26 protein-coding genes are annotated in these 25,675 nt (G+C 42.5%); 24 read left to right on the top strand and 2 right to left on the bottom strand.

The genetic code is table 11. The features are described from left to right. The first annotated feature begins 17 nt into the window (after positions 1-17). The 13 genes from AB3351_RS11845 (at position 18) to AB3351_RS11785 (ending at position 11,344) form a co-directional block, all read left to right on the top strand. Positions 18-506 carry a hypothetical protein gene (locus AB3351_RS11845; RefSeq protein WP_371147357.1) on the top strand — a complete coding sequence of 163 codons (489 nt, stop codon included), beginning with the start codon at positions 18-20 and terminating at the stop codon, positions 504-506. A 36-nt stretch (positions 507-542) separates the two neighbouring features. Next, positions 543-764 (top strand): hypothetical protein, encoded by a 222-nt coding sequence (locus AB3351_RS11840; RefSeq protein ID WP_371147356.1) that lies wholly within the window; start codon positions 543-545, stop codon positions 762-764. 94 nt (positions 765-858) lie between these two features. Beyond that, complete coding sequence (gene mqnC, locus AB3351_RS11835; RefSeq protein WP_371147355.1) at positions 859-1,983, top strand: cyclic dehypoxanthinyl futalosine synthase; 1,125 nt, start codon at positions 859-861, stop codon at positions 1,981-1,983. A gap of 175 nt (positions 1,984-2,158) precedes the next feature. Further along, positions 2,159-3,490 (top strand): helix-turn-helix domain-containing protein, encoded by a 1,332-nt coding sequence (locus AB3351_RS11830; protein ID WP_371147354.1) that lies wholly within the window; start codon positions 2,159-2,161, stop codon positions 3,488-3,490. Between the two features lie 49 nt (positions 3,491-3,539). Then, the gene (locus AB3351_RS11825; protein ID WP_371147353.1) at positions 3,540-5,126 is read left to right on the top strand and encodes an N-acyl-D-amino-acid deacylase family protein; all 1,587 of its coding nucleotides are present in this window, start codon (positions 3,540-3,542) and stop codon (positions 5,124-5,126) included. Between the two features lie 27 nt (positions 5,127-5,153). Beyond that, positions 5,154-5,963 (top strand): serine hydrolase, encoded by an 810-nt coding sequence (locus tag AB3351_RS11820; protein WP_371147352.1) that lies wholly within the window; start codon positions 5,154-5,156, stop codon positions 5,961-5,963. Positions 5,964-5,974: 11 nt separating this feature from the next. Continuing rightward, complete coding sequence (locus AB3351_RS11815; RefSeq protein WP_373270233.1) at positions 5,975-6,820, top strand: ABC transporter substrate-binding protein; 846 nt, start codon at positions 5,975-5,977, stop codon at positions 6,818-6,820. A gap of 24 nt (positions 6,821-6,844) precedes the next feature. Then, complete coding sequence (locus AB3351_RS11810; RefSeq protein WP_371147350.1) at positions 6,845-7,513, top strand: amino acid ABC transporter permease; 669 nt, start codon at positions 6,845-6,847, stop codon at positions 7,511-7,513. Continuing rightward, positions 7,510-8,244 (top strand): amino acid ABC transporter ATP-binding protein, encoded by a 735-nt coding sequence (locus AB3351_RS11805; RefSeq protein ID WP_371147349.1) that lies wholly within the window; start codon positions 7,510-7,512, stop codon positions 8,242-8,244. The genes AB3351_RS11810 and AB3351_RS11805 overlap by 4 nt, the downstream gene beginning before the upstream one ends. A gap of 47 nt (positions 8,245-8,291) precedes the next feature. After that, positions 8,292-9,611, top strand: a complete 1,320-nt coding sequence (lysA, locus tag AB3351_RS11800; RefSeq protein ID WP_371147348.1) for a diaminopimelate decarboxylase — start codon at positions 8,292-8,294, stop codon at positions 9,609-9,611. 138 nt (positions 9,612-9,749) lie between these two features. Next, the gene (locus AB3351_RS11795) at positions 9,750-9,908 is read left to right on the top strand and encodes a hypothetical protein (RefSeq protein WP_371147347.1); all 159 of its coding nucleotides are present in this window, start codon (positions 9,750-9,752) and stop codon (positions 9,906-9,908) included. Positions 9,909-10,037: 129 nt separating this feature from the next. Then, positions 10,038-10,748 carry a signal peptidase I gene (gene lepB / locus AB3351_RS11790; RefSeq protein WP_371147346.1) on the top strand — a complete coding sequence of 237 codons (711 nt, stop codon included), beginning with the start codon at positions 10,038-10,040 and terminating at the stop codon, positions 10,746-10,748. Further along, a complete protein-coding gene (locus tag AB3351_RS11785) occupies positions 10,745-11,344 on the top strand; it encodes a YdcF family protein (protein WP_371147345.1) in 600 nt (199 codons plus the stop codon). Before lepB ends, AB3351_RS11785 begins: the two co-directional genes overlap by 4 nt. Here the strand turns inward: AB3351_RS11785 and AB3351_RS11780 are convergent. Continuing rightward, a complete protein-coding gene (locus tag AB3351_RS11780) occupies positions 11,334-11,912 on the bottom strand; it encodes a C40 family peptidase (RefSeq protein ID WP_371147344.1) in 579 nt (192 codons plus the stop codon). The genes AB3351_RS11785 and AB3351_RS11780 overlap by 11 nt on opposite strands. A gap of 91 nt (positions 11,913-12,003) precedes the next feature. Continuing rightward, positions 12,004-12,315 carry a DUF5658 family protein gene (locus AB3351_RS11775; protein ID WP_371147343.1) on the bottom strand — a complete coding sequence of 104 codons (312 nt, stop codon included), beginning with the start codon at positions 12,313-12,315 and terminating at the stop codon, positions 12,004-12,006. Positions 12,316-12,636: 321 nt separating this feature from the next. On the opposite strand from AB3351_RS11775, the gene ytxC reads away from it, so the two are divergent. The 11 genes from ytxC (at position 12,637) to AB3351_RS11720 (ending at position 25,668) form a co-directional block, all read left to right on the top strand. Beyond that, the gene (ytxC, locus tag AB3351_RS11770) at positions 12,637-13,524 is read left to right on the top strand and encodes a sporulation protein YtxC (protein WP_371147342.1); all 888 of its coding nucleotides are present in this window, start codon (positions 12,637-12,639) and stop codon (positions 13,522-13,524) included. 347 nt (positions 13,525-13,871) lie between these two features. After that, positions 13,872-15,791 (top strand): threonine--tRNA ligase, encoded by a 1,920-nt coding sequence (gene thrS, locus AB3351_RS11765; RefSeq protein ID WP_371147341.1) that lies wholly within the window; start codon positions 13,872-13,874, stop codon positions 15,789-15,791. A gap of 165 nt (positions 15,792-15,956) precedes the next feature. Next, complete coding sequence (locus AB3351_RS11760; protein ID WP_371147340.1) at positions 15,957-18,227, top strand: GGDEF domain-containing protein; 2,271 nt, start codon at positions 15,957-15,959, stop codon at positions 18,225-18,227. Positions 18,228-18,575: 348 nt separating this feature from the next. Then, positions 18,576-19,502 (top strand): Flp pilus assembly protein CpaB, encoded by a 927-nt coding sequence (gene cpaB / locus AB3351_RS11755; RefSeq protein ID WP_371147339.1) that lies wholly within the window; start codon positions 18,576-18,578, stop codon positions 19,500-19,502. Positions 19,503-19,514: 12 nt separating this feature from the next. Beyond that, positions 19,515-20,777, top strand: coding sequence for an AAA family ATPase (locus AB3351_RS11750; protein ID WP_371147338.1), 1,263 nt, complete (start codon positions 19,515-19,517; stop codon positions 20,775-20,777). Positions 20,778-20,788: 11 nt separating this feature from the next. After that, positions 20,789-22,186 (top strand): CpaF family protein, encoded by a 1,398-nt coding sequence (locus AB3351_RS11745; RefSeq protein WP_371147337.1) that lies wholly within the window; start codon positions 20,789-20,791, stop codon positions 22,184-22,186. A gap of 9 nt (positions 22,187-22,195) precedes the next feature. Further along, on the top strand, positions 22,196-23,200 hold the full coding sequence (locus AB3351_RS11740) for a type II secretion system F family protein (protein ID WP_371147336.1): 1,005 nt from the start codon (positions 22,196-22,198) through the stop codon (positions 23,198-23,200). A 13-nt stretch (positions 23,201-23,213) separates the two neighbouring features. Next, complete coding sequence (locus AB3351_RS11735) at positions 23,214-24,128, top strand: type II secretion system F family protein (protein ID WP_371147335.1); 915 nt, start codon at positions 23,214-23,216, stop codon at positions 24,126-24,128. A 44-nt stretch (positions 24,129-24,172) separates the two neighbouring features. Then, positions 24,173-24,358: a Flp family type IVb pilin gene (locus AB3351_RS11730; protein ID WP_371147334.1), complete on the top strand. Its 186-nt coding sequence runs from the start codon at positions 24,173-24,175 to the stop codon at positions 24,356-24,358. A gap of 16 nt (positions 24,359-24,374) precedes the next feature. Continuing rightward, positions 24,375-24,896: an A24 family peptidase gene (locus AB3351_RS11725; RefSeq protein WP_371147333.1), complete on the top strand. Its 522-nt coding sequence runs from the start codon at positions 24,375-24,377 to the stop codon at positions 24,894-24,896. 13 nt (positions 24,897-24,909) lie between these two features. Next, entirely contained in the window at positions 24,910-25,668 is a 759-nt protein-coding gene (locus AB3351_RS11720; protein WP_371147332.1) for a hypothetical protein, read from the top strand. Positions 25,669-25,675: the final 7 nt, after the last annotated feature.

Here is a 25,675-nt window from a genome sequence, read left to right as displayed (position 1 = left end):
GGTATGGTGAATGGAACATGAAGAAATTGCTGATCATAGGCCTCTCCCTCCTTGTTCTGCTCGGTGTCGGCGCGAAATTCGCGTTCGATTACGCGGCGGATAAGACGATGAAGAAAGTAACCGATGAGGTCATGAAAGATCCAACCATAAAAAAGATGATTGAAGATAAGGATTTCCAAGCTAAGGTAGAGCAAGCTGCGAAAGATCCTGCTGTTCAAGCTGAAATTGCAAAAGCGACTGGTTCCTCTGAAGCATCCGGAAATAAGAGTGAAAGCGGCCAAGCAAAGGGCGAGAGTGCAGAAAAAAGTATAAAATTCGAAAACAACAGCGAAGCAGCACGCTATGCGATGAAGCGTTTTTCTGTCTCTGAGATGAATCAGTACCGTTCTATGGTATCAGATGGATTAACAGCGGAAGAAAAACAAAAGTTGAAGCAGGATGTATTATCCCGCTTCTCACCTGAAGAAATTCGGGCTTTCGTCGAAGCATCCCAGAATAGCAAATAGATAGAGAAGATATGTACCTACAGGGAGGATAAAGAAATGAAAACAATTGGGACAGGCGAAGTTGTATTTTATGGAATGGATCAAACGGTACAGCGGATGCAGGGAGAAGTGCAGCTCAAGGATAACCGTGTGATCTTATCGGAAGTGATTTACTTCAATGGAAAGCCAAACGGGATGCGTGAGATTAATCTGCCGCTTGATCGTTGTGTCATTCATTGGCAGCCGGAAGTATATGAAGAAATTGGCTTTGCGGAATAATCACCCATACGTTTGTACGCCCCCTGCATGGTAGGCAAGCAGGGGGCTTTGTGTTACCATGAGAGAGTGAATGTAACGTTTGGAGGGATATACCGTGGCGATTGACCAAATAGTAGAACGGGCGTTAGCGGGTGAACGGCTAGGACTGGAAGATGGCCTTCGTTTGTATGAAAGCGATGAAATAGAGAAATTAGGCCATTACGCAAACAAAATAATGGAAAAGTGGCATCCGGAGCCCATTACGACATTTGTGATCGGACGCAACATTAATTATACGAACGTGTGTGACACATATTGCCGCTTCTGCGCATTTTATCGTGCACCGGGCTCGAAGGAAGGCTATGTTCTATCTAATGAAGAGGTGTACCAAAAGATCCAGGAGACAATTGATGTGCAGGGAACGGAGATTCTGATGCAGGGCGGTACCAATCCGAATCTGCCGTTATCGTACTATACAGATCTACTGCGCGGAATTAAGCAGCGCTTTCCATCCATTCAGATGCACTCGTTGTCTGTAGCCGAAATCGTTAAGATTGCTGAAGTGTCGAATAAATCAGTAGAAGAGACAATTCGTCTTCTGCATGAAGCAGGACTTGATTCATTGCCGGGAGCAGGGGCGGAGATTCTTGATGATCGTACACGGAGAAAAATCAGCCGCCTGAAGGGATCTTGGCAGGAATGGATCGATGTAATGAAAACAGCGAATCGCGTAGGCATGTCTTCAACCGCCACAATGGTTATCGGATTCGGTGAATCGATGGAAGAACGTGTCCTGCATCTGCTGCGCGTACGTGACGCGCAGGATGAGATGAAAGCTGTCGGCGGTCCTGGCTTCCTGGCATTTATTTCATGGACGTTCCAACCGGATAATACGAACATGAAGGGCGAGCGGCAAACGCCGGAGCAGTATTTGAAAAATGTTGCCATCTCCCGCTTGATGATCGATAACATCCCGAACTTTCAGTCTTCCTGGGTAACGATGGGACCGGATATCGGCAAGCTTTCCCTACAGTACGGATGCAATGACTTCGGTTCGACCATGATGGAAGAAAATGTGGTCTCGGCCGCAGCTTGTACGTACAAAGTGAACACAAACCATATTCTTGACCTGATCCGTGAAGCCGGCAAGATCCCCGCCCAGCGCAATACGAATTATGACATTTTGCGCGTGTTCGAAGAAGGCGAGAAGATGGAGACTGATTTTGTAATGCAGAACTAATGATACAAATCTACGCTTATCTAATTCACATAGTTTCTTGTGTGGATCTAGATAAGCGTTTTTTTTGATTAGATTATGAATAAATAAGGTCTATTAACGGAAATTGACCTTATTTATTCATAAGCATAATATGAAAGTATGAATAATCAGTTAATTATAGCGGGAAGGAGGATACATGAAAATTCAAGTTACTTTACTCGCACCTTTTGACTTTATTTCAGAAATTATAGGTGAATCTCAAAATTTTCCTGAGTTACATGTAAAGGCATGCAGTTACCAAGATATAAGTCAAACATTAGAACTTGTACAACAAAATATCGAAACAACGGATGTATTTCTATTTGCTGGACCTATCCCATATGAGATAACTCGCCAACAAGTAGAAGTAAGAAAGCCTATGATTTATCTCCCTCATACGGGGACCAGCCTATATCGTGTCTTTTTTCAAATGTTTCGTGATAACAGATACAAAGGAAAAGACCATAGCATCAGACTCAGTATTGATATTTTGAAAAAAGAAGAAATTTTAGATAGGCTTGATGAATTAGAAATATCAGTTGACCAGTTATTTATCAAAGAATATCAAGTCAACCTTACATCCAGTGATATTATGGCGTTTCATTATGATTTGTGGAAAAAGCGAGAAGTCGACGTTGTACTTACATGTGTAGCATCTGTGTACAATGAATTAGTATCTCAAGGAGTACCTTGTTATAGGATTATACCGACTAAATCCACGATTAGAGATTGTCTACAAAGAGTTGAATTAGAGGGTAGAAGTTCCCAATTAAGTGAAACCCAGCTCGCTATTGGTATTATATGGGTTGATGATTTTTCCATGAGACGCAGTTCTGCTGAGTATGAAATCCAACGTAAAAAACTTGCTCTGCAGCAGGTTTTAATTGACTATAGCGAAGAGATCCAAGCGCTTCTCAATTGGTCAAACAGAGATGAAATCACTTTTGTTACTACACATGGTGTTATTGAAAAATCAACTCATAACTTTAGGGCATATCCATTCTTAGATGAGATTGTTAATCGTCTAGGTTTAAAGGCGAATATTGGAATCGGATTTGGAAAATCTGCTAACGAAGCTGAGAGTAAAGCCCGAGAAGCTTTATCTAAAGCTAAGTCTCAAGGTGCTGGAAGTTGTTACGTTATGATGCAGGATGGAGATGTTTCAGGACCGATAGGTAATAATTATCAAATACGTTATTCGATTCGTTCAGATGATCCGGATTTAATAAAGTTAGCTCACGAGGTTGGATTGAGTGTAGGAACATTAAATAAAGTTATCTCTTTTTGCCAAAGCTATGGAAGTTGTGCAATATCAGCTTTAGATTTATCGTATGCATTCGGAGTTACATTGAGGAGTGCACGGAGAATTTTAAGCAAATTAGAACAAGGAAACTTAGCTGAAATAGTAGGCGAAGAACAGCCTATAAGCAGAGGAAGACCTAGGCAATTATACAGCATAAATATTGGTTTACTATCAGGTAATACCTAAAATTTACAGAATAATAAGATTATTATGCTGAAGGAGAGGAAAAATAACGGTGTTTGATTTTGTGATTAGAAACGGTATGTTATGTGATGGCAGCGGAAGTCCATGGACAAAGATAGATATTGGAGTCTCTGATGGAAAGATAAGAAAAATAGCGAAAAAAATGGAGGATAGAGGGAGGCATGAAATAAATGCTGATGGCTTAGTGGTCTCACCAGGGTTTATCGATCCACATTCTCATTCCGACTTATGGTGTATGACACCAAAAGTGCACTATATCCGTGCTTTACAAGGCATTACAACAGAAGTATTTGGCCAAGATGGTATTTCTGTTGCACCTGTTTCTGAGAAAACAAAATCATTATGGCAGAAGCAGTTAAAAGGGCTAAATGGTGACATAGGGAGCTGGCCGTGGAATACCGTAGAAGAATATTTAAGTTATCTAGACCAAATGAAGATTGTCGGAAATGCTACGTATCTAATTCCTCATGGAGCTGTTCGTACATTAGTAATGGGATTTGAGGGACATGCGGCAAGGGATGAAGAAATACGCCTGATGGGCGAACTTGTTGAAGAAGGAATGAGACAAGGGGCGTTTGGCATTTCCTCGGGCATTCAATATCCGCCTTGTGTGTATGCAAATAAAGAAGAATTAAGTGAGATTTGTAAGAGCACAGCAAAATATGATGGTTGTTTTATGGTACATATTCGAAATGAAAGTAATCTCTCGCTTGAAGCATTGGATGAAGTAATTGATGTAGCACGAATTTCAGGAGTACGGCTTCATGTCTCCCATTTCAAAGTTTGTGGGAATGTGAACCGCAATAAATTTGAGATAGCGTTAGAAAAGTTAGATGCTGCTCGTGCAGAAGGAATCGAAGTTACATTTGATCAATATCCTTATACAGCTGCTTCTACTGTTTTTCATGCAGTTCTTCCTCCATGGATGCATGATGGAGGTACGGAAGATATGCTGACGCGACTTCAGGATTCTTCCACACGCGAAAAAATTAAATGGGATATGGCGAATAATGGGGAATACGATAACACCGTAAAAAATAATGGGTGGGAAAATATCGTTATCGCTTCGGTAGCATCAGAAAAAAATAAAGAAATACTGGGAAAAAGTGTAATGGAAATTGCGAAGTTGTGGGGAAAGAGTCCCGATGAGGCAGCAATGGATTTATTGATTGAAGAAGAGGCGGCTGTCACGATGATTATTCATTGGGGAGAAGATGAGGATGTGATCAATGCTATGCAGCACCCTTTACAAATGGTGGGGTCTGATGGAGTTTTTGGAGGCAAACCGCATCCTCGCCTTTATGGTTCCTTTCCGAGGGTGTTGGGATATTACGCTAGGGATAGGAAGGTTTTTCCGATTTGGGAAGCTATTCGCAGAATGACCCATGCTCCGGCACAGCTTTTGCGTCTGCAAGATCGTGGAATGATCCGTGAGGGATACCAAGCGGATATTGTTGTATTTAATCCAAATACTGTTATGGATCAAGCGACCTATGATGATCCGCTCCAGGAATGTATTGGTATTGAACATGTTTTAATTAATGGAGAATGGACCGTGAGAGATGGATGTTTTACAGGTGCTACAGCAGGACGGGTGATACGCAGACAGTTAATTTAAGTAAAGAAAAGAAAGGAGGGAAAGGATGTGGAAGCACTAGAGGCTTGTATTTTACAGCTTATAAAGGAAGCAGGGGGAACATGGGGAATTGTGATTGAGGATCTAGATGAGGATAAGCAATGGAGATGGAATGCAGGAGAACTCTTCCTTGCTGAAAGCCTCATAAAAGTACCCATTATGGCTGCTGTCTTTGCAGCTATAGAAGAAAAAAGGATTCACTTACATGAATATGTATGTGTACAAAAAGAAGAGATAGTAGGAGGAACAGGTATTCTGCAACATTTGACTCCAGGTATTCAAATGACTATATATGATTTACTTACTTTAATGATTATACAAAGTGATAATACGGCAACCAATATAATAATTGAACTTATCGGTTTGGAAAACATTAGAAAAACCCTGATGGAACTAGAGATGAAAGCAAGTCAGTTTCACCGTAAAATGATGATTTATCCTGCTCATATAGAGAGTAAAAATGTAATCAATGCTCATGATGCGTCTATTTTATTAAAGAAAATTGCTACAGGGACCTTTCTCTCCCGCCATGTTTGCGGTCAGATGGTTCAAATTTTAAAAAAACAGCAATTTTGTGATGGATTACCATCCATGCTGCCCGTGCAGTACACAAATTTGATAGGGGGAATTCCAAAATGGAAATTCGCAAGTAAATCAGGATGGGATGACGACAGACAGCACGATATAGGAATCTTGTATATAGGACAAAGAACATTTACGATTTCGGTTTTATCAAAGGGAAGCGATGCTTTGCGAGCTAAACAGGCATTAGGCAAAATTGGATTGGCGGTCTTTGAGTATGCGAATTTGAAAAAATAGGAGGACTAATGATGCAAAAGAAGCAAGTAATAATAATCGGCTTATGCATGCTTTTCATTATGTTTTTATTTGGATGTAGTTCAACTACTTCAACAGAAAAGGTAAATTCTAAAGCGGAAGAGAACTCAACACAAGCGAATAAATACAAGACAATCACAGAAGGAAAATTAACCTTTGCTCTTAGTGGCATGGCAAAGCCTTATAATTATACTGACAAGGATAACACTCTGGTTGGTTTCGATGTAGATATTGCAAACGAGGTTGCTAAAAGGCTTGGACTTGAGCCTATGCCTGTTCAGACCACATGGGGTTCAATTTTACAGGGACTTAAAGCAGGAAAATACGATGCGATCATTGGCGGAATGTCTATAACTGAAGAGCGCGCAAAGCAGGTTGATTTTTCACAGCCATATTTTCTTTCCCAAGCAGCCATATTTGTAAATGAAAAAAATTCATCCGGTATAAATACAAAAGAAGATTTACAAGGCAGAGTAGTTGGAGTTGTAACAGCTTCTACGTACAAAGATTTTGCTCAGGAACTAGTGGGGCCTAATGGAAAAGTAAGAGAATATGAAACCGATATTTTTGCATTACAAGAGCTAAAAAATGAAGGACGGGTAGATGCTGTTATTACAGATCTTGGTGTAGGGCAACATGCAATCCAGGAAAGCAATATTCCTGTAAAAGCAGTAGGCCAGCCCGTGTATGTGGATAAGTGTGGAATACCTGTGCAAAAAGGAAACAAAGAATTATTAGAAGCAGTTAATAAGGCGCTCAGGGAGATGGAAGCAGACGGAACATACTTAAAGATTAGTAAAAAGTGGTTTAATCGGGATATGTTAGCCGCTTCAAACTAATCAAGTAAGGAGGGGAATAGAGTCATGGAGTCCTTTTTACAATTGCTTTCAGAAACATGGTTTGGTTTTTTTAAGGCGGCCTGGTTTACTGTTCAGATGACAGCAACTTCTTTGGTTATCGCGATCGTAATTGGATTAATGTTTGCTTTTTTTCGCATTTCTCAATCAAAAATATTAGTTAATATCGCAAGGGTTTATATTATTTTAATTCGTGGGACTCCACTGATTTTGCAAATAATGGTTCTGTATTTTGGTATTACAAAAATTATTATGCTAAGTGATTTTTGGGCCGGAGCATTAGCGCTTGCTATTCATAATGGAGCATATATTGCAGAGATATTTCGTGGCACAATTCAGTCGATTGATAGGGGGCAAATGGAAGCAGCGCGCTCACTTGGTATGAAGTATTCTTTAGCAATGCGAAGAATTATTATGCCACAGGCATTTAAGAGGGCTATCCCTCCTTTAGGAAATCAATTTATTATTGGCCTTAAAGATTCTTCGCTTGTAGGATTGATCGGCTACAACGAACTATATTTGGCTTCTCAATCTACAGCAGCACGAACATTTTTACAGTTTGAAGCTTATAGTATTGCGGGCCTCTACTATTTGATATTGGTATTGTTCTTTACCTTTATTCTTTATAAGGTAGAACATCGATTAGATGTAGGAAAGGGGGCTGTTAGTTCATGAATGAAACGATAATTGAAGCAAAGAATGTAAATAAATCCTTTGGCAGTCTGCATGTACTAAAGAACTGTAGTATAGCAGTGGCAAAAAGTGAAGTAGTGGTTCTTATAGGTGCTAGTGGATCAGGGAAAAGTACACTCCTTAGATGTCTGAATTTTCTTGAAAAAATTGATGATGGCAGTATTATGATTGCAGGAAAGCAGATTGATCCAAAAAACCAAAATATAAATCACATTCGGGAACGGGTAGGCATGGTCTTTCAGCATTTTAATCTATTTCCTCACATGACAGTGCTTGAAAACATTATTGAAGCACCCATCCATGTGAAAAAACTTAATGCAAGACTCGTAATAGAGTATGCTCGGCAGCTGCTCATGAAAGTTGGACTATCTGATAAGGAAAATGCTTATCCTGAACATTTATCTGGAGGACAAAAACAAAGAGTGGCGATTGCAAGATCCTTAGCTATGAAGCCGGATATTATGCTATTCGATGAACCGACATCAGCATTAGATCCTGAATTGGTTGGAGAAGTACTATCTGTTATGAAGAATTTAGCTGTAGAAGGAATGACAATGGTTGTAGTTACACATGAAATAGGATTTGCTAGAGAGATGGCAGATCGCGTTGTTGTTATGCATAATGGAAGTATTATCGAAGAAGGAGTACCGGATCAAATATTTCAACGACCTTCACATGAAAGAACACAACACTTTTTAAGTAAAGTTTTGTAATCAATACGATGTTTCTATAATGGAAGAATGGAAGAGAGGGAAATGTATTGTATCTACATGGAACAGCACGTGTTAATTCTTTGGGACACTTAGAAATTGGCGGATGTGATTGCACACAGCTAGCAGAACAGTATGGTACACCATTATATGTGTACGATGAATGGCTGATCCGTGAGAAGTGTCGGCGATATGTACGTGCATGTAAAAAAAGTGCAATACCTTTTAAGATAGCGTATGCGAGCAAAGCTTTAAGTATCAAGGCAATCTGCCAAATCGTTCAAGAAGAAGGACTGCATATAGACGTTGTTTCTGGTGGTGAGCTTTATACAGCCCTTTCCGTTGGTTTCCCTCCAAGCCGCATTCACTTTCATGGAAGTAATAAATCAGAAGAAGAGATTGAATTTGCGCTAACGGCTGATATTGGATGTTTTGTTGTAGATAACTTTTACGAATTAACTATGCTAGATAGACTGGCGAAAAAGCATCAAAAAATCGTCCCAATTTTACTAAGGATTGCTCCAGGAGTCGAATCCGGCACCCATGAGTATATATCCACCGGACGTCAGGATTCAAAGTTCGGATTTGATGTAGCTACAAATCAAGCATATGAAGCGGTTAATACAGCATTAAAATTATCATCGCTTCATTTGCTGGGCCTTCATTCACACATTGGCTCGCAAATATTTGATAAAAAAAGGTTTGAATCTGTGATAGTAATTATGGCTAAGTTCCTTGATACTATACGTTTATCACTTTCTTTTACTGCGGAAGTTCTTAATGTAGGTGGCGGTTTGGGCATACGATACCATCAAGAGGATACGCCACTTTCCGAAGAAGAGTATATTCAAGCAATCATGGATACAGTAAAAGAATCCTTTCAAACCATTAACTATCCAGTACCGGAAATCTGGATTGAGCCGGGAAGAAGTATTGTAGGGGAAGCTGGTACCACGCTATATAAAGTAGGAGCCATCAAAGAAGTACCAGGAATTTGTAAATATGTTTCTGTAGACGGTGGAATGACAGATAATTTGCGTCCTGCTCTTTACCAAGCCAAATATGAAGCCATGATAGTTAATAAGGCTCTTTGTCCAGATGAAGAAACTGTTACGATAGCAGGGAAGTGTTGTGAATCAGGTGATATCTTAATAAAAGATGTATGTGTTCCCAAAGTACAATCTGGCGATTTATTAGCTATGTTCTGTACAGGTGCTTATGGTTATTCAATGGCAAGCAATTATAATCGAATCCTCCGCCCTCCTATTATTTTTGTTAAAGATGAAAAATCAACACTTGTTGTAGAAAGAGAAACGTATCAGGATTTACTCATAAGAGAACATGGGATTTATATCAATAATGTGTATTGATGTATTAATTTAATTCTATATCTTTAACCTTTGTTAGCTTCAGGTCTTTCAAGCTCCTTCTTGTTTGGAGAATAGGTGCCAATGGGTAATAGTTCCTTAAGAAGGATAGTTACTTCATTGTAGGAGGAGGAGCTGTTAATGAAAGCAACATGGAAGAAAAAAATACTGATTGGTGGAATGGCCGCGATGGTAAGTCTCGGAGGATTGGCTGGATGCGGTGATGGAGTAGATCAAGATAATGGTGTAAGTGACGGCCAACAAAAAGATGAGAAAGATGATAAAAATCCAGAACAGTAATAAATAATAAAGAAACTACCGCACAGTTCAGTTTGAATGTGCGGTAGTTTCTTTTTATAATAATGTAGTAACTTTTTTCTCTTTTTTATCGTTAATACATATAGAGAATAAAGGACAAGGGAGAAGAGTGTGAGAAAGCTTATTGGATTATGGATGGTCTATATGTTTTTATTAGGAATGGTCGCGTGTTCCTTTGGAGAAGACGAAGAAATGATAAAGGATTGGCATACACGTGAGAACATCCGCGCGCTCTCACCGAAAGAGGCTGAAGGCCAATGGATTGTTAGACGGTATGGTCAGAAGGATATGGAGAATTGGCGTACATGCAAAAATCATAAATGCCGCACCTTCTATCTTAGAGATCTTGTGATTGACACTAATTATGGAGACAAAGATATCTCAAGAGGAGATATTATTTATCATGCGTTTCCGGATCAGACGTATGTAAGAAACCCGCATCATAGAGGGGATGGATACAGTCTATCGAGGGTTATCGCGTTCGGAGGAGAGCGTGTGCGCATGAAAAGAGGACAAATTTATGTGAATGGAAAAACATTGGAAACTTTCTATGGTCGCTTTCAGCATAAAGGTATGGATATTGAACGATATCTTGAAACACATAAAAATAATTGGAATAAGGTTGACTCCACGCTGAAAAGGGCGAAGAAGCTCCCTGAAGCCAATATGAGGGAAATGATTGTGCCGTCCGGCCGTGTCTTTGTTATGGATGACGATTGGATAATAGGGGTGGATAGCAGACAGTTTGATGCGCTACCTCTTGAATGTATCAAAGGCAGAGTAAGCGGCTATTTAGTTGAAGGAAAGGGAGGAACCTTATGAAGCAATGGAAGCGTATTGTGAAGGGAAGCCTCACATTGCTGCTCGTATTGCTTGGTTTCCTCATGTATACTGCCGCTGGTATTTACACATACAGCAAGAAAAGCGAATCCATGCCCGCTGATGCGGCCATTGTATTGGGTGCTGCTGTTTGGGGAGACCGTCCTTCGCCTGTCTTTCGTGAGCGGATTCGTCATGCGATTACTTTGTATGAGCAGGGGAAGATCGAACATATTATATTTACCGGAGGAATTGGGCTCCCGAATGCGCGCCCAGAATCAGATGTAGCTAAGGATTATGCGATAAAGCACGGAGTTCCGGCTGAAGCGATTTTAACAGAGGAAAAATCACGTATTACGCAGGAGAATCTACAGTATGCCAAGCAGGTAGCTCAAAGAGAAGGGCTGCATACCTTTCTGATTGTGAGTGACCCGCTGCATATGAAGCGGGCTGTCCAGATGGCAGAAGATTTAGGCATGCAGGCCCTTCCTTCACCTACTACAACATCGAGATATATTGGAGTAGAAAGCCAACTTTCTTTCTTAAGCAAGGAGACATTGAATTATCTCGGCTACCGCTTGCTTCATCTTATTGGATAACGCGTCGGGGCGCATAATATACCTCATCCGCCAAGGCTATCGTATCTATGCGTACATAGCCTTCTTTGGCGTGGATAATTTTTCCGTCCCCGATATAAAGTACAGTGTGAAGGGAAGAAGATGCCTCCGGTGTAGAACGATAGAAGATAATATCGCCCTGCTGGATGTCATCTTGGGCTACAGGTTCACCCTTCATGAGAAGCGTATCGGTGTTTGTCGTATTCACATAGATGCCATTTTGCTTGAGAATATAATGGAGAAAAGATGCATCGGTAAAGGAGGTCTTGCCAATCAGTGCTTCTGCCGTCTGGATCGTGTTAAGAACGATATCCTGCCTGAGCATGTGGGGAAGGTTGAGGAATTGGCCTACTAGAAGCGTATCTTTGCTAGAAATATCTGGATTATAATGCAGCAATTGTTGAACGGTTGTGCCATTCTTTACGGCAATGCTATACAGTGTCTCGCCAGCCTGCACTGTATATGTGTCTGAGACCGTAGCATGGGCAGCCGCCGGGACGATCATCATACCAATACAAAACGACAGTATGTGTAAGGATACTCGTTTCATCCGATCATCTCCCTTTTGTAGATTCATGAATGTATCAGGTAAGGATGATTACCACCAATTCAGGGAGATGAAGCATCAGTTTTGTGCATAACTAGGCAATATGGAGAACAAAAAAGAGAAGATGATAAACATTAACAGCAATATACAGACATAAGGTGAATAAGAGCGCATGCTGTACCAACCTGCTTTGGCAATAAGGAAGCAGACAGAACAAAAGAAGTGGTCCCGTACATTTCCATAGCAGGACGAGAAGAGGATCTGTCGTGATCATTGAGGAGAGGACCGGATTGGCTTCCACTATATAGCGCTGTTCAATGCCATAACAGGTAAAATACCAATCTGCAATATTAAGGAGAAACAAATAAAAAATAAGCCGCTGATAAAGCAAGATCGATTGAGTCATAAACACCTCTATACGTAAATATGGTATTTCTTTTGGTATTATTGTAGCCAATATATGTGGGAGATGAAACATGATAGCGGTCACAACATAAAAAAGTGACCCATTGACATAGTCAACGGGTCCAAGGTAGGAGTGGAGAGATTAATTCAATTCCAGGAGGTGTCAACCCAATTAAGGGGGTTGTTTTTATTATAGCGGCTTTTGTAAGCGTTATCAATAGTATTTTTTAAAAAAAATTATCTTTTTTGAAATATAAGAAATGGAAATACTTTTCTATTTTATACATATAGTTAAGGAAAAAGCCGGAAAGCAGGTGCGAGTGTGAGATGGGTACAATTATCTTTGCCATACACGGATGAACACCTTCTGCCGGAATTTCGTTCGGCATTGTATCATGAGTTAGAGAAGGCAGAAAATGAACTTCAATTCGAGATACGGGAAGAGAGGGATGGAGCGGGCTGGCATTTTCATTGTGTGGGATGGCCGCGCTGGGAGCAGACTATTCTCGTACAGGAAACCTGGCTTTTTGCATTGGCTCGTGCGATTCACACATACATATCTGCCAAAGAGGAAGAGAGAATATATGGGCATATTATCGGCCATAACTATTATGACCGGGTCATGGACAAGGCCAGATTGATACATTATGTTAAGGAGCATATACGGGAGCAGGAAGTCGGAGAGATGGAGTATGGAGGAGGGCGTATTCATCGGGTACAAAAGGAAGTCATGCATTTTTTGGAGCATGAACATGTGCTGCAATTAAAAGGCTTTTTTCAATTTCGACTGCGTGGGTATATGAATGAGCTGTGTGCAATGGTGGATGCTGGAATGGAGCTGTATATGGCAGAAGAAGAACAGGAGCTGCTTATCCGGCGTTTGCGGACCTTCCTGCTTGCTTTTCCTCGACGCAGCGGAGTATTGAGAGTCGTACATACGTCGATCTTCTCGTTTCGTTATTATGACGAAGGGTGGGAGCGGCTTTCACCGCCGAAAACAATGCACTTTCCAATGGAAGCTGAATCAACGTATATAGCGGAAGAAGTCAAAATCATTGGTGCGCTTGCTGGATTTGCACCTGAACGTGTTATAATGTATACACGCCAGCCAAATCATGAATTCATCCAAATGCTGACACGGATATTCGCTGATCGTATGGATGTTTATACTGATTTTTCATTCCCTGCACACGTTGGAGTGGATACTTGACTTTCAGGTAGCAGCTTACTATAATTTAAGCAATAAGACTACATTCAATAGCAATGATAAGGATATGGTCTCAACCAGACGGTTTCCAGAGAGGAGAGCCTGTGGCTGTAAGCTTTCCAACACGAGGTTGAAGACTACCGCCTTGAGCTGCCAACCGGAACGCGCATTCGCGTCAGTATGGAAGGCCGGAATTCAGATTCCGTTATCGATCGAAGAGGACATGGCCTCTCTCTGGCGTATGCATGGAGATGCTGTGTTGAAGTAGGGTGGTACCACGAGAACAGCACGCTCGTCCCTTTGGGGATTGAACGTGTTTTTTTTATTTTCTGAAGGAGGAAACAATTATTATGTCAGCTCTGCAAATTACACTGCCGGATGGTTCAAAGCGCGAATATGAGTCCGGTGTAACCATTGAAGATGTAGCGGCTTCCATTAGCCCGAGCCTGAAGAAGAAGGCCATCGCAGGTAAAGTAGACGGTAAGATCGTTGACCTGAAAGCAGTAATTCCTCATGATGCAGCCATTGAAATTCTTACAGAGGAAAGTGAAGGTGCACTTGAAGTAATGCGCCATAGCTGTGCACACTTGATGGCACAAGCGATCAAGCGCATTCTCGGTGATGAAAATGTTCGCCTTGGCATCGGTCCGGTCATCCAGGATGGCTTCTACTATGATATTGATACAGATGTAACCATCACACCGGAAATGCTTGAGAAGATTGAAAAAGAAATGCAAAAAATTATTAAAGAAAACCTCGCTATCGAACGTAAAGTTGTCTCCCGTGAAGAAGCGCTGGAAACGTATGAAAAGCTGAACGATCACCTAAAAACAGAAATCATCTCGGAGCTGCCGGAAGGTGAAGAGATCAGCATGTATCATCAAGGCGAATTCTTCGACTTGTGCCGTGGACCGCACGTACCGTCTACAGGCAAAATTAAAGCATTTAAGCTCATGAGCGTAGCCGGTGCCTACTGGCGTGGTGACTCCGATCGCCAGATGCTTCAGCGCATTTATGGAACATGCTGGGCGAAAAAATCGGATCTGGATGAGTATCTACACTTCCTTGAAGAAGCGAGAAAACGCGACCACCGTAAATTAGGCAAAGAGCTTGAGCTCTTCATGTTCTCAGAAGAAGCGCCGGGCATGCCGTTCTATCTGCCGCATGGCATGGTTATCCGCAATGAGCTTGAATCGTACGAGCGCAGTCTGCATGTACAGCGTGGCTATGAGGAAGTACGCACGCCGTTCATGATGAATCAGCGTCTGTGGGAGCAATCCGGCCACTGGGATCACTATCATGAGAATATGTATTTTACAGAAGTAGACAATACGAAGTTCGCGTTGAAGCCGATGAACTGCCCGGGCCATATGCTGGTCTATAAAAATAAAATTCATTCGTACCGCGATCTGCCAATTCGCATGTCTGAATTCGGACAGGTACACCGTCACGAATATTCGGGTGCGCTGAATGGGATGATTCGTGTGCGTACATTCTGCCAAGATGATGCACATTTATTTGTCCGCCCGGATCAAATCGAATCCGAGATCAAAAATATCATTGATCTGGTTGATAAAATCTACGGTGTCTTTGGATTCGACTATACGATCGAACTCTCAACTCGTCCGGAAGATTCTATGGGAAGTGACGAACTGTGGGAAACAGCGGAAAAATCTCTGCAAAATGTACTTGACGGATTGGGTGTACCTTACCATATCAATGAAGGCGATGGGGCATTCTACGGTCCGAAAATCGATTTCCATATCCGGGATGCAATCAAGCGCAGTCACCAATGTGCAACCATTCAGCTTGACTTCCAGTTCCCGGAGAAATTCGATCTGACATATATCGGCGAGGACAACCAAAAACATCGTCCAGTTGTTATTCACCGTGCGATTTATGGTTCTATCGACCGCTTCATCGGTATCTTGACCGAGCACTTTGCTGGTGCGTTCCCAACCTGGCTTGCACCGGTACAGGCGAAGCTCATTACGATTGCTGAGCCGCATGCCGGTTATGCGGAAGAAGTGAAAGAGAAGATGCTTGCGCGAGGTATTCGTGTGGAAGTGGATAGCCGTAATGAGAAGATTGGTTACAAAATCCGCGAGGCACAGATGAACAAAATTCCGTTCATGCTTGTCATTGGCGATAAGGAAATGGAAGAGGGAGCGCTCTCCGTGCGTCGTCGCGGCGAAGGCGATTTAGGCGCTAAGCCAGTAGATGAAGTAATTGATATGATTATGGATGAAATCAATACAAAAAAATATTAAGCAACAATAGAATATAACGTAGAGAGAGGGCATCACCTTCTCTCTATTTTTTATGTCTTAAGATACACTCTTGTGAAATATTTTCGGGTCTTTTTACATGCTATTTACAAATGATTAATGTTTACTTGGCATAATGAAAGGAGGAAAAAGGGAGGATAAATCGCCATGTTTTCATTTTTGAATCGATTCCGCAAGAAAACAACTCCATTCGTATATACAGATCAACGTATACAGCTAAAAAATCAGGTAGAAGCTGAATTGACGGCATATCGTGATGTAGTACTAGTATATCTGGATATTATAAAACTCTCCGATATTGAATTGAAATTTGGATATTTGACTGCTGGGCGCATTCTACAGCATATGGATCAGGCGCTGCTTATCGCCTGTCAGCATACGATCAGGCCGCCAGCCAACATCGTTGCTGTCCAAAAGCTGTGGGCCGATGATTATGCGGTCTATTTATCATTTAGCACACCATATACAGATGTACTGCTGCACCAGATCTGTATGGCGCTAAAACGTGAGGTAGAGCAGATACTAAACCATAAAATCACTCACTCTCATATCAGTGATATCGAGGTACATATCGGATATGCCAAAATTGAAGGCCAGGATTTGGTTAAAGAGATGTATTCTTCTGTCAAAGTAGCCAGTCAAATGGCGAAGTGCGGATTTATGTCGCAAGAGTTTAAGGAGATGCAGGAGTTCCGCCGTATTATTGAGCAGGAAGATATTCATACGGTGATTCAGCCGATTGTATCGCTAAAAACAGGTATACCGTTAGGCTGGGAGACGCTTGTGCGCGGTCCGGAAAACAGTAATTTTTACTCGCCGGGCCGTCTGTTTTCTTTTGCGCAGAAGACAGGCACAAGCTTTCAGTTAGAGTCGCTATGCCGTCGACATGCGATGTCGCGCATACCTCAGCTTCAGCCCTCTGAAAAGCTGTTTATTAATCTTGATGCACGCAGCATTGATGATCCATTCCTGCTGCGTGGACAGGTATTTAAGCTAATGGAAGAGTATCGGTTGAATCCGCATAATATCGTATTTGAAATTACTGAGCGGCATGCCATTAAGAATTTTGATTCTTTTCGTGCGGTGATTCAAGAATATCGGAAAAAGGGATACTTGCTTGCGGTGGATGATGCGGGTGCCGGCTATTCCAGCTTGGAAGCGATTGCGGAGATTTATCCGGATTATATCAAGCTTGATATGGCGCTTATCCGCCATATTGATACCGATCCTGTGAAGCAAGCGCTGGTTGAAACATTTGTACAATTCGCTGATAAAGTGAAATGCCGCATAATTGGTGAAGGAATTGAAACGGAGAGTGAGCTTGAAACGCTCGTGAAGCTTGGAATAGATTATGGACAGGGATACTTATTAGGACACCCGGCTCGTGAGAAGACACACATAACAGAACGGGCTGTCGCTAAGCTTAAGCAGCTTCAAGAGGAGCAATCTTCTATTGTCATAGAGGAGCCATGCGGCAAAATTGGTGATATTATTCGAAGTGCTATATGCGTAAGCCAGGACACATTAGTTCGAGAAATCCATCATATTTTTGAACGGAACGGAAGAATTGACAGTATTGTGGTGTTGGATGATAAGGTACCTAAGGGGCTTATTATGCGATTTCAACTCTACAAAATTCTTGGGGGACAGTATGGGGTCGCACTATACTATGAACGCCCCGTCGCACAATTGATGAATCACAGTCCGCTTATTGTCGATCGGCGGGAAAATATTGAGCAGGTGGCAAAAATGGCAATGGAGCGTCAATCGTTTCACCTTTATGATGTAATCATCGTTACAGAAAACGGAAAATATACTGGGATTGTATCGGTACAAAGTCTGCTTGATATGCTGGCCAAGGCCAAGCTTGAAATCGCTGCAGTATCGAATCCATTGACGGGCCTGCCGGGAAACGTGAGAATTGATCAGGAGATTGCGAGACGTTTGGGGAGATGTGAGGACTTTACGGTTGTATACTGCGATCTTGATAGATTCAAATGGTTTAATGATCAGTTTGGATTTGAGATGGGCGATGAGATTATTCGTCGAACATCGCAGATGCTTTGGGATGCGATTCGGATGAGTGGCGGGAAAAAAAGCTTTCTTGGTCATATTGGTGGAGATGACTTTATTATTATTGCTGCTCATGAGTATGTACAGGCGATCATTTCGCATATTCAGCAGTATTTCTACAGCTATTTTCAAGACATTGAAAAAGAAGGGAGATCGGCGACCTGTCCTATTTTGTCAATCTCGCTTGCTGGTGTGCGGTGCGCACCCGGTGCATATAAGACAGCCGGGCAGGTAGCGGAGCAGGCAGCTCGTGTGAAAAAAGAATCTAAGAAGATTGCAGGCATTTCTTATGTCGATGATGTGGAATATCATACAAAGGTATATAATGAACTTGTGTTGTATTGAATTGTTTTTACTAACATTTTTCTGTATTCAGGGCATAAAGAAACAGAGGTGCCTACCATTATTTTGAATTGATCATAAGCTTTTACTTTGCTTTTGCGTATGGAAGAATCCATACGCATTTTTTATGAGTGGGAGAAAGGACTTGAATAAATAAGAAAAATATACTCAATAAAATATTTTACAAAAAAAATAAAAAGCCTATTTAACTACAACGTTAATTCCTAATAACTAATTTTCCCATAGATTTGTTTTCTAATATTGTCAAACTAAGGAATACTAGGCTACATTGTTACTAGATTGGTAGTATTTATTGCAAATATATTTACAATGTAAAGTCGAGGGTGAACGATGCTCAGGAAACTGATTAATGCCAAAACCATTCTTACCTTTCTTTTTGCTTTAGCGATCGCATATATGACGTATGCCTACTTGGCATCTTTAAAGCGGAATGTTCCTGTTATTGTAACAACACAAGATATTAAAGCTCAGACAGTACTAACGAACGAGATGATTGAATTTACTGAAATTGATCAGGATACGAAGAACAAAGTGTTCCCGCATTCATTTCAAACGATGGATGAATTACAAAAGGCGGTAGCCAAGCGTGATATTGCCAAAGGGACAGTGCTTACCAAAAATCCGCAAGAGATAGCCTTTGGCGAAGAAGCATACCAATATTTGAAAGCGGATGGTTCGGTAAATCGGGCTTCTTTTATTCCAACTACCAAGCGTGCGATAACGATTAGTGTAGATGCCGAAGGAGCATTAAATAATACGCTGAAAAATGGTGATTTCGTTGATGTTATTTTTACTTCGATCGATAATTCGACAGGTGGCGTATACTCTTCGAATATACTTCAGCATCTTGAAATCATCGGTATTGATAAAAACGGGGACGGCGGTATGACAAAACAGGCAGGCAAGCAAAACATTACTTTGCTTGTTACGCCGCAGGAGGCTGTGGACTTAACCTTAGCAAAACGAAAAGGCATTATTGATCTGGTACTTAACCCGCTGAATGCTGATACAGAATGGATTCCGCCAAGCAGTCCATTGAAATTCATTCAAAAGCCAAAAGAACCAGCAGCTAAACCGCCAGCACAACAGCCAAAACCAGCGACGCCACCAGTTCAATCACAAGCTGCACCGCAGCAGAAGCCAGCACAGCCGCCTGCTCAGACAGCACCACAGCAGAAGCCAGCACAACCACCGGCAAGTGGACAGCAGCCTCAGCCTCCGGCACAGCAAGCTCCTGCTGCTACGCCAAAACAATAAAGATGGTGAAATATGATGAATAACTCTTTTTTGATGGGCAAACGAGACAAAACAATCCGCATCGCACTATTTGATCGGGATTCTGCTTATATAGCAGACACAATTGAATACTTTCGTGAGCATCCGGAGGTCGGGATTGAAATTGTACATAGCGCAGAACTTTTGACCTCTGACGGGCAGGATATACTAATCGAACTTGGCGTTGATGCTGTTCTGATTGGTGTTGATGCGATGGAAAATCCAGAAGTCTCTCTTGATGAGCTGCTCGCGGGTGATTGCAGAAAGATTATTCTTCTTTTCGATTCGCTTAATGATTCTCGTATGGAATTATTCGCAGCGAAACAGATTGATCTGCTGTATAAGCATGCATCGCCAATTCAATTTATCACTGCCATTCATTCCCTTCCAAAGCAGTATCGAAAAGATCTGGCGCAAGTTGAAGTAGATACGGAACAGATGAGAGAGAAGGGTGTTATCTATACGGTGTATTCGCCAAAGGGCGGTACCGGTAAAACTACGATCGCTGCCAATATGGCTCTGTATTATGCACAAAAAGGGATAAAAACATTACTCATTGACCTATCGATGTTCGGAAGTGTGGCTCCTATGCTTAAGGTTCCGGTCAAAGGACAAGGGCTCTCAAGCGTAATTACTGCATTAGAGTTAGATCGTACGCTTCAGCAAAATGATAAGCTGCTTAGTGCGATTCTCGATAATATTGTCATTGTTACTCAGGAGAAGGAAGAGGAGCTGCATATTCTACCTGCCGCTTCACCGGTCAAAATGGAAAAGCTCAGCCTTGAAGATATGGCGGCTATCCTACGGCAGGTTCGCGTTCATTACGATGTGGTTATTATTGATACATCAAGTGAGCTATCAGAGCGCAATATCGCAGCTTTTACTGAAGCGACCAAAATTCTTCTTATTGCTACACCAGATATTATTGCAGGATGGAATTTGCTGCAGATAAAGGATTTCTTTCATAAGCTGATGCTGCCAAAAGAAAAGGTGAATCTCATTTTTAATAAATCGTCTAAATATGTAGAGTTTAACAATCACGAATTAGCTGCACTGCTAGATTATCCTGTTATCGCCGAAATTCCAGACAATTACCGTCAAATTCAAGGATATATGAACAAGGGGTTGCCTGTCGCATATAAAGAATGGCTATCCGTTAACTATGATCTGAAGAAATTAGCACATCTGCTTTACCCGGTATTTACGCCGAAAGAACTGAAGAAACCGTCTGCCATACGCAGCTTCTTCATTGAGTAGGAGGCGAAGAGATGAGCATAGAGCATTTACTAAAAAACTTTCAGCATGCAGACAAAGTGATAGGTGGAGCAACTGCTGATAAGAAGAGTGCAGAGCAGGGGATTGAGCAGTTAATTCGCCACCTGAGGGAGAAGCTGACACAGGATAATACGGTCAAAGAATTGGAAAGCCGACAGGATGAGGGGGCGATCCGTGAGATTGCCTGGCGTTTTCTTGAAGAAGAAACAGAAGGCGCATACTCCTGGCTTATGCTTAGCTCCTATGAGAAGAACGAAGTACTGCATAAGCTTCTGCGCAACATGTTCGGTTACGGCATTATTGAACCTTATTTACATGATCCAGAGATTACAGAAATTATGATTAATGGCCCGGAGACTATCTTCATCGAGAAGAAGGGGGAGATTCAGCGGGTGCTTGACTCGCAGGGCAATCCGCTGAAATTCAGCAACGCTGCAGAGCTTATGCATCTGATCGAAAAAATTGTTTCCAAAGTCAATCGAAAAGTAGATGAAAGTGATCCGATTGTGGATGCGCGTCTTCCTGACGGGTCGCGTGTCAATGTTGTTATCAATCCGATTTCGCTTGATGGGGCAGCTGTAACCATTAGGAAATTTCCGGAAAATCCATATACGATGGAGCAGTTGAGCGCATTTGGTGCCATCAACGAGCAAGCAGCCAATTTCTTACGGCAATTAGTCAAGGCCCGTTATAACATTATCGTCTCTGGCGGGACCGGTTCAGGAAAGACCACCTTCCTTAATGCTCTTAGCATGTACATCGAGGAGCGCGAGAGGGTCATTACGATCGAGGACGCTGCCGAGTTAAAACTATCTCAGGTTAAAAACCTAATTCGGCTCGAAGCGCGTCCGTCTAATATTGAAGGCAAAGGGGCTATTCCCATTCGGAATTTGATTATTACCGCTCTGCGTATGCGTCCCGATCGTATCGTAGTCGGGGAGGTGCGCGGCGGTGAAGCCCTTGATATGCTGCAGGCGATGAATACAGGTCATGATGGCTCTATTACAACGGGACACTCCAACTCGGCGCGCGACATGCTCACGCGCTTAGAAACCATGGTGTTGATGGCAGGTGTCGAATTCCCCGTTTCGGCTATTCGCCACCAAATCGCCTCTTCGATTGACTTCATTGTACATCTAAGCAAATTCCGGGATGGTACAAGAAGGGTCGTACAGATTACTGAGATTCTTGACTCCGATGGCAACGAGATTAGAATACGGGATATTTTTTCTTTTCAAGTGTATGGAGTAGATGAGAATGGAAAGCTGCGCGGAGAATTGGTGCCAACCGGTAATAAAGTCAAAGCGTTAGAGAAGTTGGTAACAAGTGGAGTGTCCATCGACCCGAACCTAATGGATTCTAGCGAGTGGAAGGTACTAACGGAAAGGTAGGTGAAGACCATGCATCTAATTATACCGGTGTTTTTTCTTGTGCTTGGCTTCTTCGCTTATGAATATGTTCCACCGGAATCACCTGCCTTTGCGATCATTATCGCAATCTATATCTTCTTCTTTGTCTATGAATTCATCGGCATGATGAAGAATATATTTCAGCCCAAAGGGGCAGAGGAGCAGTTCTTATCAAGCTATTTGCGGGAGCTGCGAGGCGATGAGCAGATAAGTCAAGGCGGCGAACAAGGACAGGCATTATTTCAAACGGAGGATAAGATCGGGGGTATCATGCCTCGTAAAACCTATAACCTCCTTATGATAGCGGTCGGTATAGGAACATTCTTCTTCGGATTTATTCTTTTTCAGAATATATTTCTTGCCTTGTGCTTTGCGGTATTCTTTGCTCTTTACTATCCCAAATACTATATCAGCACCAAAGTGAAGAAGCGACAGGAGACATTCAATTTACAGTTCAAGGAGGCGCTATATTCGATCTCTAACTCCTTAAAGTCAGGTTTATCATTTGTAAGTGCGTTGGAGAGGGCGCTTGAGGACATGAAGCGACTATATGGGAAGCAGAAAGAAAAACCAATCATTCAGGAGCTAGAGATTATCGTGTATGACATAAAGATGGGCGCTTCGCTTGAGGAAGCCCTCCATCGCTTTAAGCTACGTATGAAAGGGGAGGACGTACAGGATTTTGTAAATGCCAGCTTACACGCTAAGACAAGTGGTGGAAACTTAGCTGAAGTTATGGCGAGTGTAGCAAAGATCATCGGGGATAAGATTACCATTCAGAACGAAATTCTTGTTGCCACTGCCAGCAAGCGTTCAGAGGCTTCAATTCTTTCGGTTACTCCCTTTGTGATTCTGCTTGTGCTTATGTTTCTCTCACCTGAGTATATGAAGCCGATGTATGATACTGCTCTTGGACAGGGGATGCTTGTGCTTGGGGTCTTATTTCTGGTCATGAACTTCATTATTAGCAAAAAAATTATGGACATCAAAATTTAAGGAGGACGAGGCGTTGCCATTTCTTATCTCGGTTCTTGTTTTTTGCCTGATACTATTGGTAGCGCTGCCGCTTCCAAAACTGGCGCGTGGAGAATCCTTCCGCTCCAATATTTCCTTGAAAACATTGAAGATGAATCTTCCGGCAGGAGAGAAGGGAAGACCGCTTTGGACGCTGTGGAATGCAGTTCGTCCGTTTGGTCTATGGCTGCTCAGCCGCTCTACTATTAACGTGCAGGCGCCGCGTCATCGGCAGGTACTGGATATGCTGGCGCGCTCAGGTTTTTTAAAGCGGTATACACAGGAAGATTTCTTTGCTATCAAGCTTGTTTCCGCCTTTGTAGCTCTTCTCTATTTCAGCTTGATTGCACTCAGTAAAGGCAGTGCTTTGTTCTACTACTTTGCGGTTGCAATGCCGATTGGGTTCTACTATCTTCCAGATTCTTTTATAAAGATTGCCGTACGGCGCAGAAAAGAGAAAATGGAGAAAGAGATGCCCATGTTTTTAAATACACTTGCCGTAATGACAGACTCCGGATTGAATCTTACATCGGCGCTGGAGCAGCAGACTCTTCAGCAGGAAGGAATCTTGGCCGCCGAATTCCGGCAGACACTCGAAGAGATTCGTCTAGGCATTTCGCAGGTCGAGGCATTTCAGCGCATGTCGGAACGCTGTGATGTTCCGGATCTAAGCGTATTCCTCTCAGCGCTTGTGCAAGGACTTGAGAAAGGTTCTTCGGGGCTGACTCGCATCATTCGGGAGCAAGCGCAGGAGATTTGGACACGACGCAAGCAGGCGGCTGTGACGCTGGGTGAGAAGGCGTCGCTGAAATTATTCTTTCCCATGCTTCTCTTTGTGTTTCCGGCGATGCTGATTTTTCTGCTCGGTCCGGCGCTCATTTCTATTATTCGAATGCTGTTTACTGAATAGTATGGTTAGCAATTTGTATGCAAGCCTTGAAAGGGGGTGACATCATGATGGACATGCTCAAAAAATTATACCGTGATGAAGAGGGACAGGCGCTGAGTGAATACGGTCTAATTCTCGCTCTAGTAGCTGTAGCGGCGGTAGTGGGTCTGACGACAATCGGCGGGAAGTTAGAGGGTATTTTTAAAGATATTGCCGATAAACTACAGACCAAAGGCGGTAGCGGTGAATGATAAGGGGTTTTAGCGCATGATCGTGGAGATAAAAATAATGCTGCTGATTGTCCTTTTGGCGGCAGCCATGTATATGGATATACGCTATAGACGCATTCCTAATCTCGTCACCCTGCCAGGAATCGCCGTAGGGCTGCTTCTTAACGCAGTGCAGGGCTGGGACCCTTTTGTGTCCGCCCTTGGTGGATTCCTGACAGGGACGGCGCTCCTTTTTATTCCATTCGCGCTCGGTGGGATGGGTGCAGGAGATGTGAAGCTTCTTGCGTGTATTGGTGCGTTTTTTGGTGTGCGTTTCGTGCTGGTGACTGCTGTATTTATGGGATTGGCGGGAGGCGTGCTGGCATTGTTCTTTATGCTTAAAGACAGGACGTTGCTTATGACGTGTAGGCGGCTAATATGGATGTTTGCGGGTATGGCGGGAACTCACCCGCTTTTTCGTACGGAGATGAATCCGGGAAAAGCGGGCGCGTTTCCGTACGGTATTGCGATTGTAATAGGCTGTGGAATCGCCGGATTCTACTTTTATAACAATGGATGAGGGGAGGAACGAAATGAACGAGAAATCACGTCCGCTTGGTGTGCTGCAAGTTATCAAGACAGGGCTTCTAGTATATCGCCGCCATTTTTTGCGTTTTTTTGCGCTTTCGATAACGGTCGGTCTTCCAATTTATCTGCTATTTCTTTTGTTTGCCGTACCTGTGGATGTATCTAATCCAATTGTCAGAATCTATGCCGGATTGAATACGTTGGTATTCGCACTTGTAGGCAGCACGATGATCCGTATTCCGCTGCTATATGAAATGATTCAGGAGAAGGAAGGGAATCATCCATCTTTTACAGAGTCACTCGGCGCCCTTTTTCGATACGGCTGGCCTGTCTTCTTTACAGCAGTGCTCACCTGCTTATTTATCGTATTCGGCTTGATACTACTCATTGTTCCAGGGCTTGTTATGTTGGTTTGGTTTGCCTTCTATCCTCAGGTGCTTATAAAAGAGAAGACAGGCATTGTTGAATCACTCGTTCGAAGCAAAGAACTGGTTACTGGATCGGCTATAAAAGTTTTTTTCTTTCTCATTTTCTGCTTTGTTCTGGAATATGCGACCAGTCTGCTGCTTGTAGATATTGCGCTTGCGTCTTTTAGTACAAACATATTGATCGCCTTGGGTGTGCAATGCTTGCTGTATGTCTTGCTGCTGCCAGTGGAAGCGGCTATTCTAACGATTGCTTATTATGATTGCCGCTTACGAAAAGAGGCGTATCAACCGGCTGCTTTTTCCAAGATGGGACGGACGACAGCCAAATCGACATAAAGGAAGG

Source organism: Aneurinibacillus sp. REN35, from assembly GCF_041379945.2.
Lineage (GTDB): Bacteria > Bacillota > Bacilli > Aneurinibacillales > Aneurinibacillaceae > Aneurinibacillus.
The sequence above is the reverse complement of the archived record's forward strand: the minus strand, read 5'-3'. Positions and strand labels throughout refer to the sequence as shown.

What these genes read in the sequence shown, in the direction of transcription:
- AB3351_RS11845 (WP_371147357.1), top strand. Translation starts at nt 18, where the DNA reads ATGAAGAAATTGCTGATCATAGGCCTCTCCCTCCTTGTTCTGCTCGGT.
- AB3351_RS11840 (WP_371147356.1), top strand. Translation starts at nt 543, where the DNA reads ATGAAAACAATTGGGACAGGCGAAGTTGTATTTTATGGAATGGATCAA.
- AB3351_RS11830 (WP_371147354.1), top strand. Translation starts at nt 2,159, where the DNA reads ATGAAAATTCAAGTTACTTTACTCGCACCTTTTGACTTTATTTCAGAA.
- AB3351_RS11815 (WP_373270233.1), top strand. Translation starts at nt 5,975, where the DNA reads ATGCAAAAGAAGCAAGTAATAATAATCGGCTTATGCATGCTTTTCATT.
- AB3351_RS11810 (WP_371147350.1), top strand. Translation starts at nt 6,845, where the DNA reads ATGGAGTCCTTTTTACAATTGCTTTCAGAAACATGGTTTGGTTTTTTT.
- AB3351_RS11805 (WP_371147349.1), top strand. Translation starts at nt 7,510, where the DNA reads ATGAATGAAACGATAATTGAAGCAAAGAATGTAAATAAATCCTTTGGC.
- AB3351_RS11795 (WP_371147347.1), top strand. Translation starts at nt 9,750, where the DNA reads ATGAAAGCAACATGGAAGAAAAAAATACTGATTGGTGGAATGGCCGCG.
- AB3351_RS11785 (WP_371147345.1), top strand. Translation starts at nt 10,745, where the DNA reads ATGAAGCAATGGAAGCGTATTGTGAAGGGAAGCCTCACATTGCTGCTC.
- AB3351_RS11780 (WP_371147344.1), bottom strand. Translation starts at nt 11,912, where the DNA reads ATGAAACGAGTATCCTTACACATACTGTCGTTTTGTATTGGTATGATG.
- AB3351_RS11775 (WP_371147343.1), bottom strand. Translation starts at nt 12,315, where the DNA reads ATGACTCAATCGATCTTGCTTTATCAGCGGCTTATTTTTTATTTGTTT.
- thrS (WP_371147341.1), top strand. Translation starts at nt 13,872, where the DNA reads ATGTCAGCTCTGCAAATTACACTGCCGGATGGTTCAAAGCGCGAATAT.
- AB3351_RS11760 (WP_371147340.1), top strand. Translation starts at nt 15,957, where the DNA reads ATGTTTTCATTTTTGAATCGATTCCGCAAGAAAACAACTCCATTCGTA.
- cpaB (WP_371147339.1), top strand. Translation starts at nt 18,576, where the DNA reads ATGCTCAGGAAACTGATTAATGCCAAAACCATTCTTACCTTTCTTTTT.
- AB3351_RS11750 (WP_371147338.1), top strand. Translation starts at nt 19,515, where the DNA reads ATGATGAATAACTCTTTTTTGATGGGCAAACGAGACAAAACAATCCGC.
- AB3351_RS11745 (WP_371147337.1), top strand. Translation starts at nt 20,789, where the DNA reads ATGAGCATAGAGCATTTACTAAAAAACTTTCAGCATGCAGACAAAGTG.
- AB3351_RS11740 (WP_371147336.1), top strand. Translation starts at nt 22,196, where the DNA reads ATGCATCTAATTATACCGGTGTTTTTTCTTGTGCTTGGCTTCTTCGCT.
- AB3351_RS11730 (WP_371147334.1), top strand. Translation starts at nt 24,173, where the DNA reads ATGATGGACATGCTCAAAAAATTATACCGTGATGAAGAGGGACAGGCG.
- AB3351_RS11725 (WP_371147333.1), top strand. Translation starts at nt 24,375, where the DNA reads ATGATCGTGGAGATAAAAATAATGCTGCTGATTGTCCTTTTGGCGGCA.
- AB3351_RS11720 (WP_371147332.1), top strand. Translation starts at nt 24,910, where the DNA reads ATGAACGAGAAATCACGTCCGCTTGGTGTGCTGCAAGTTATCAAGACA.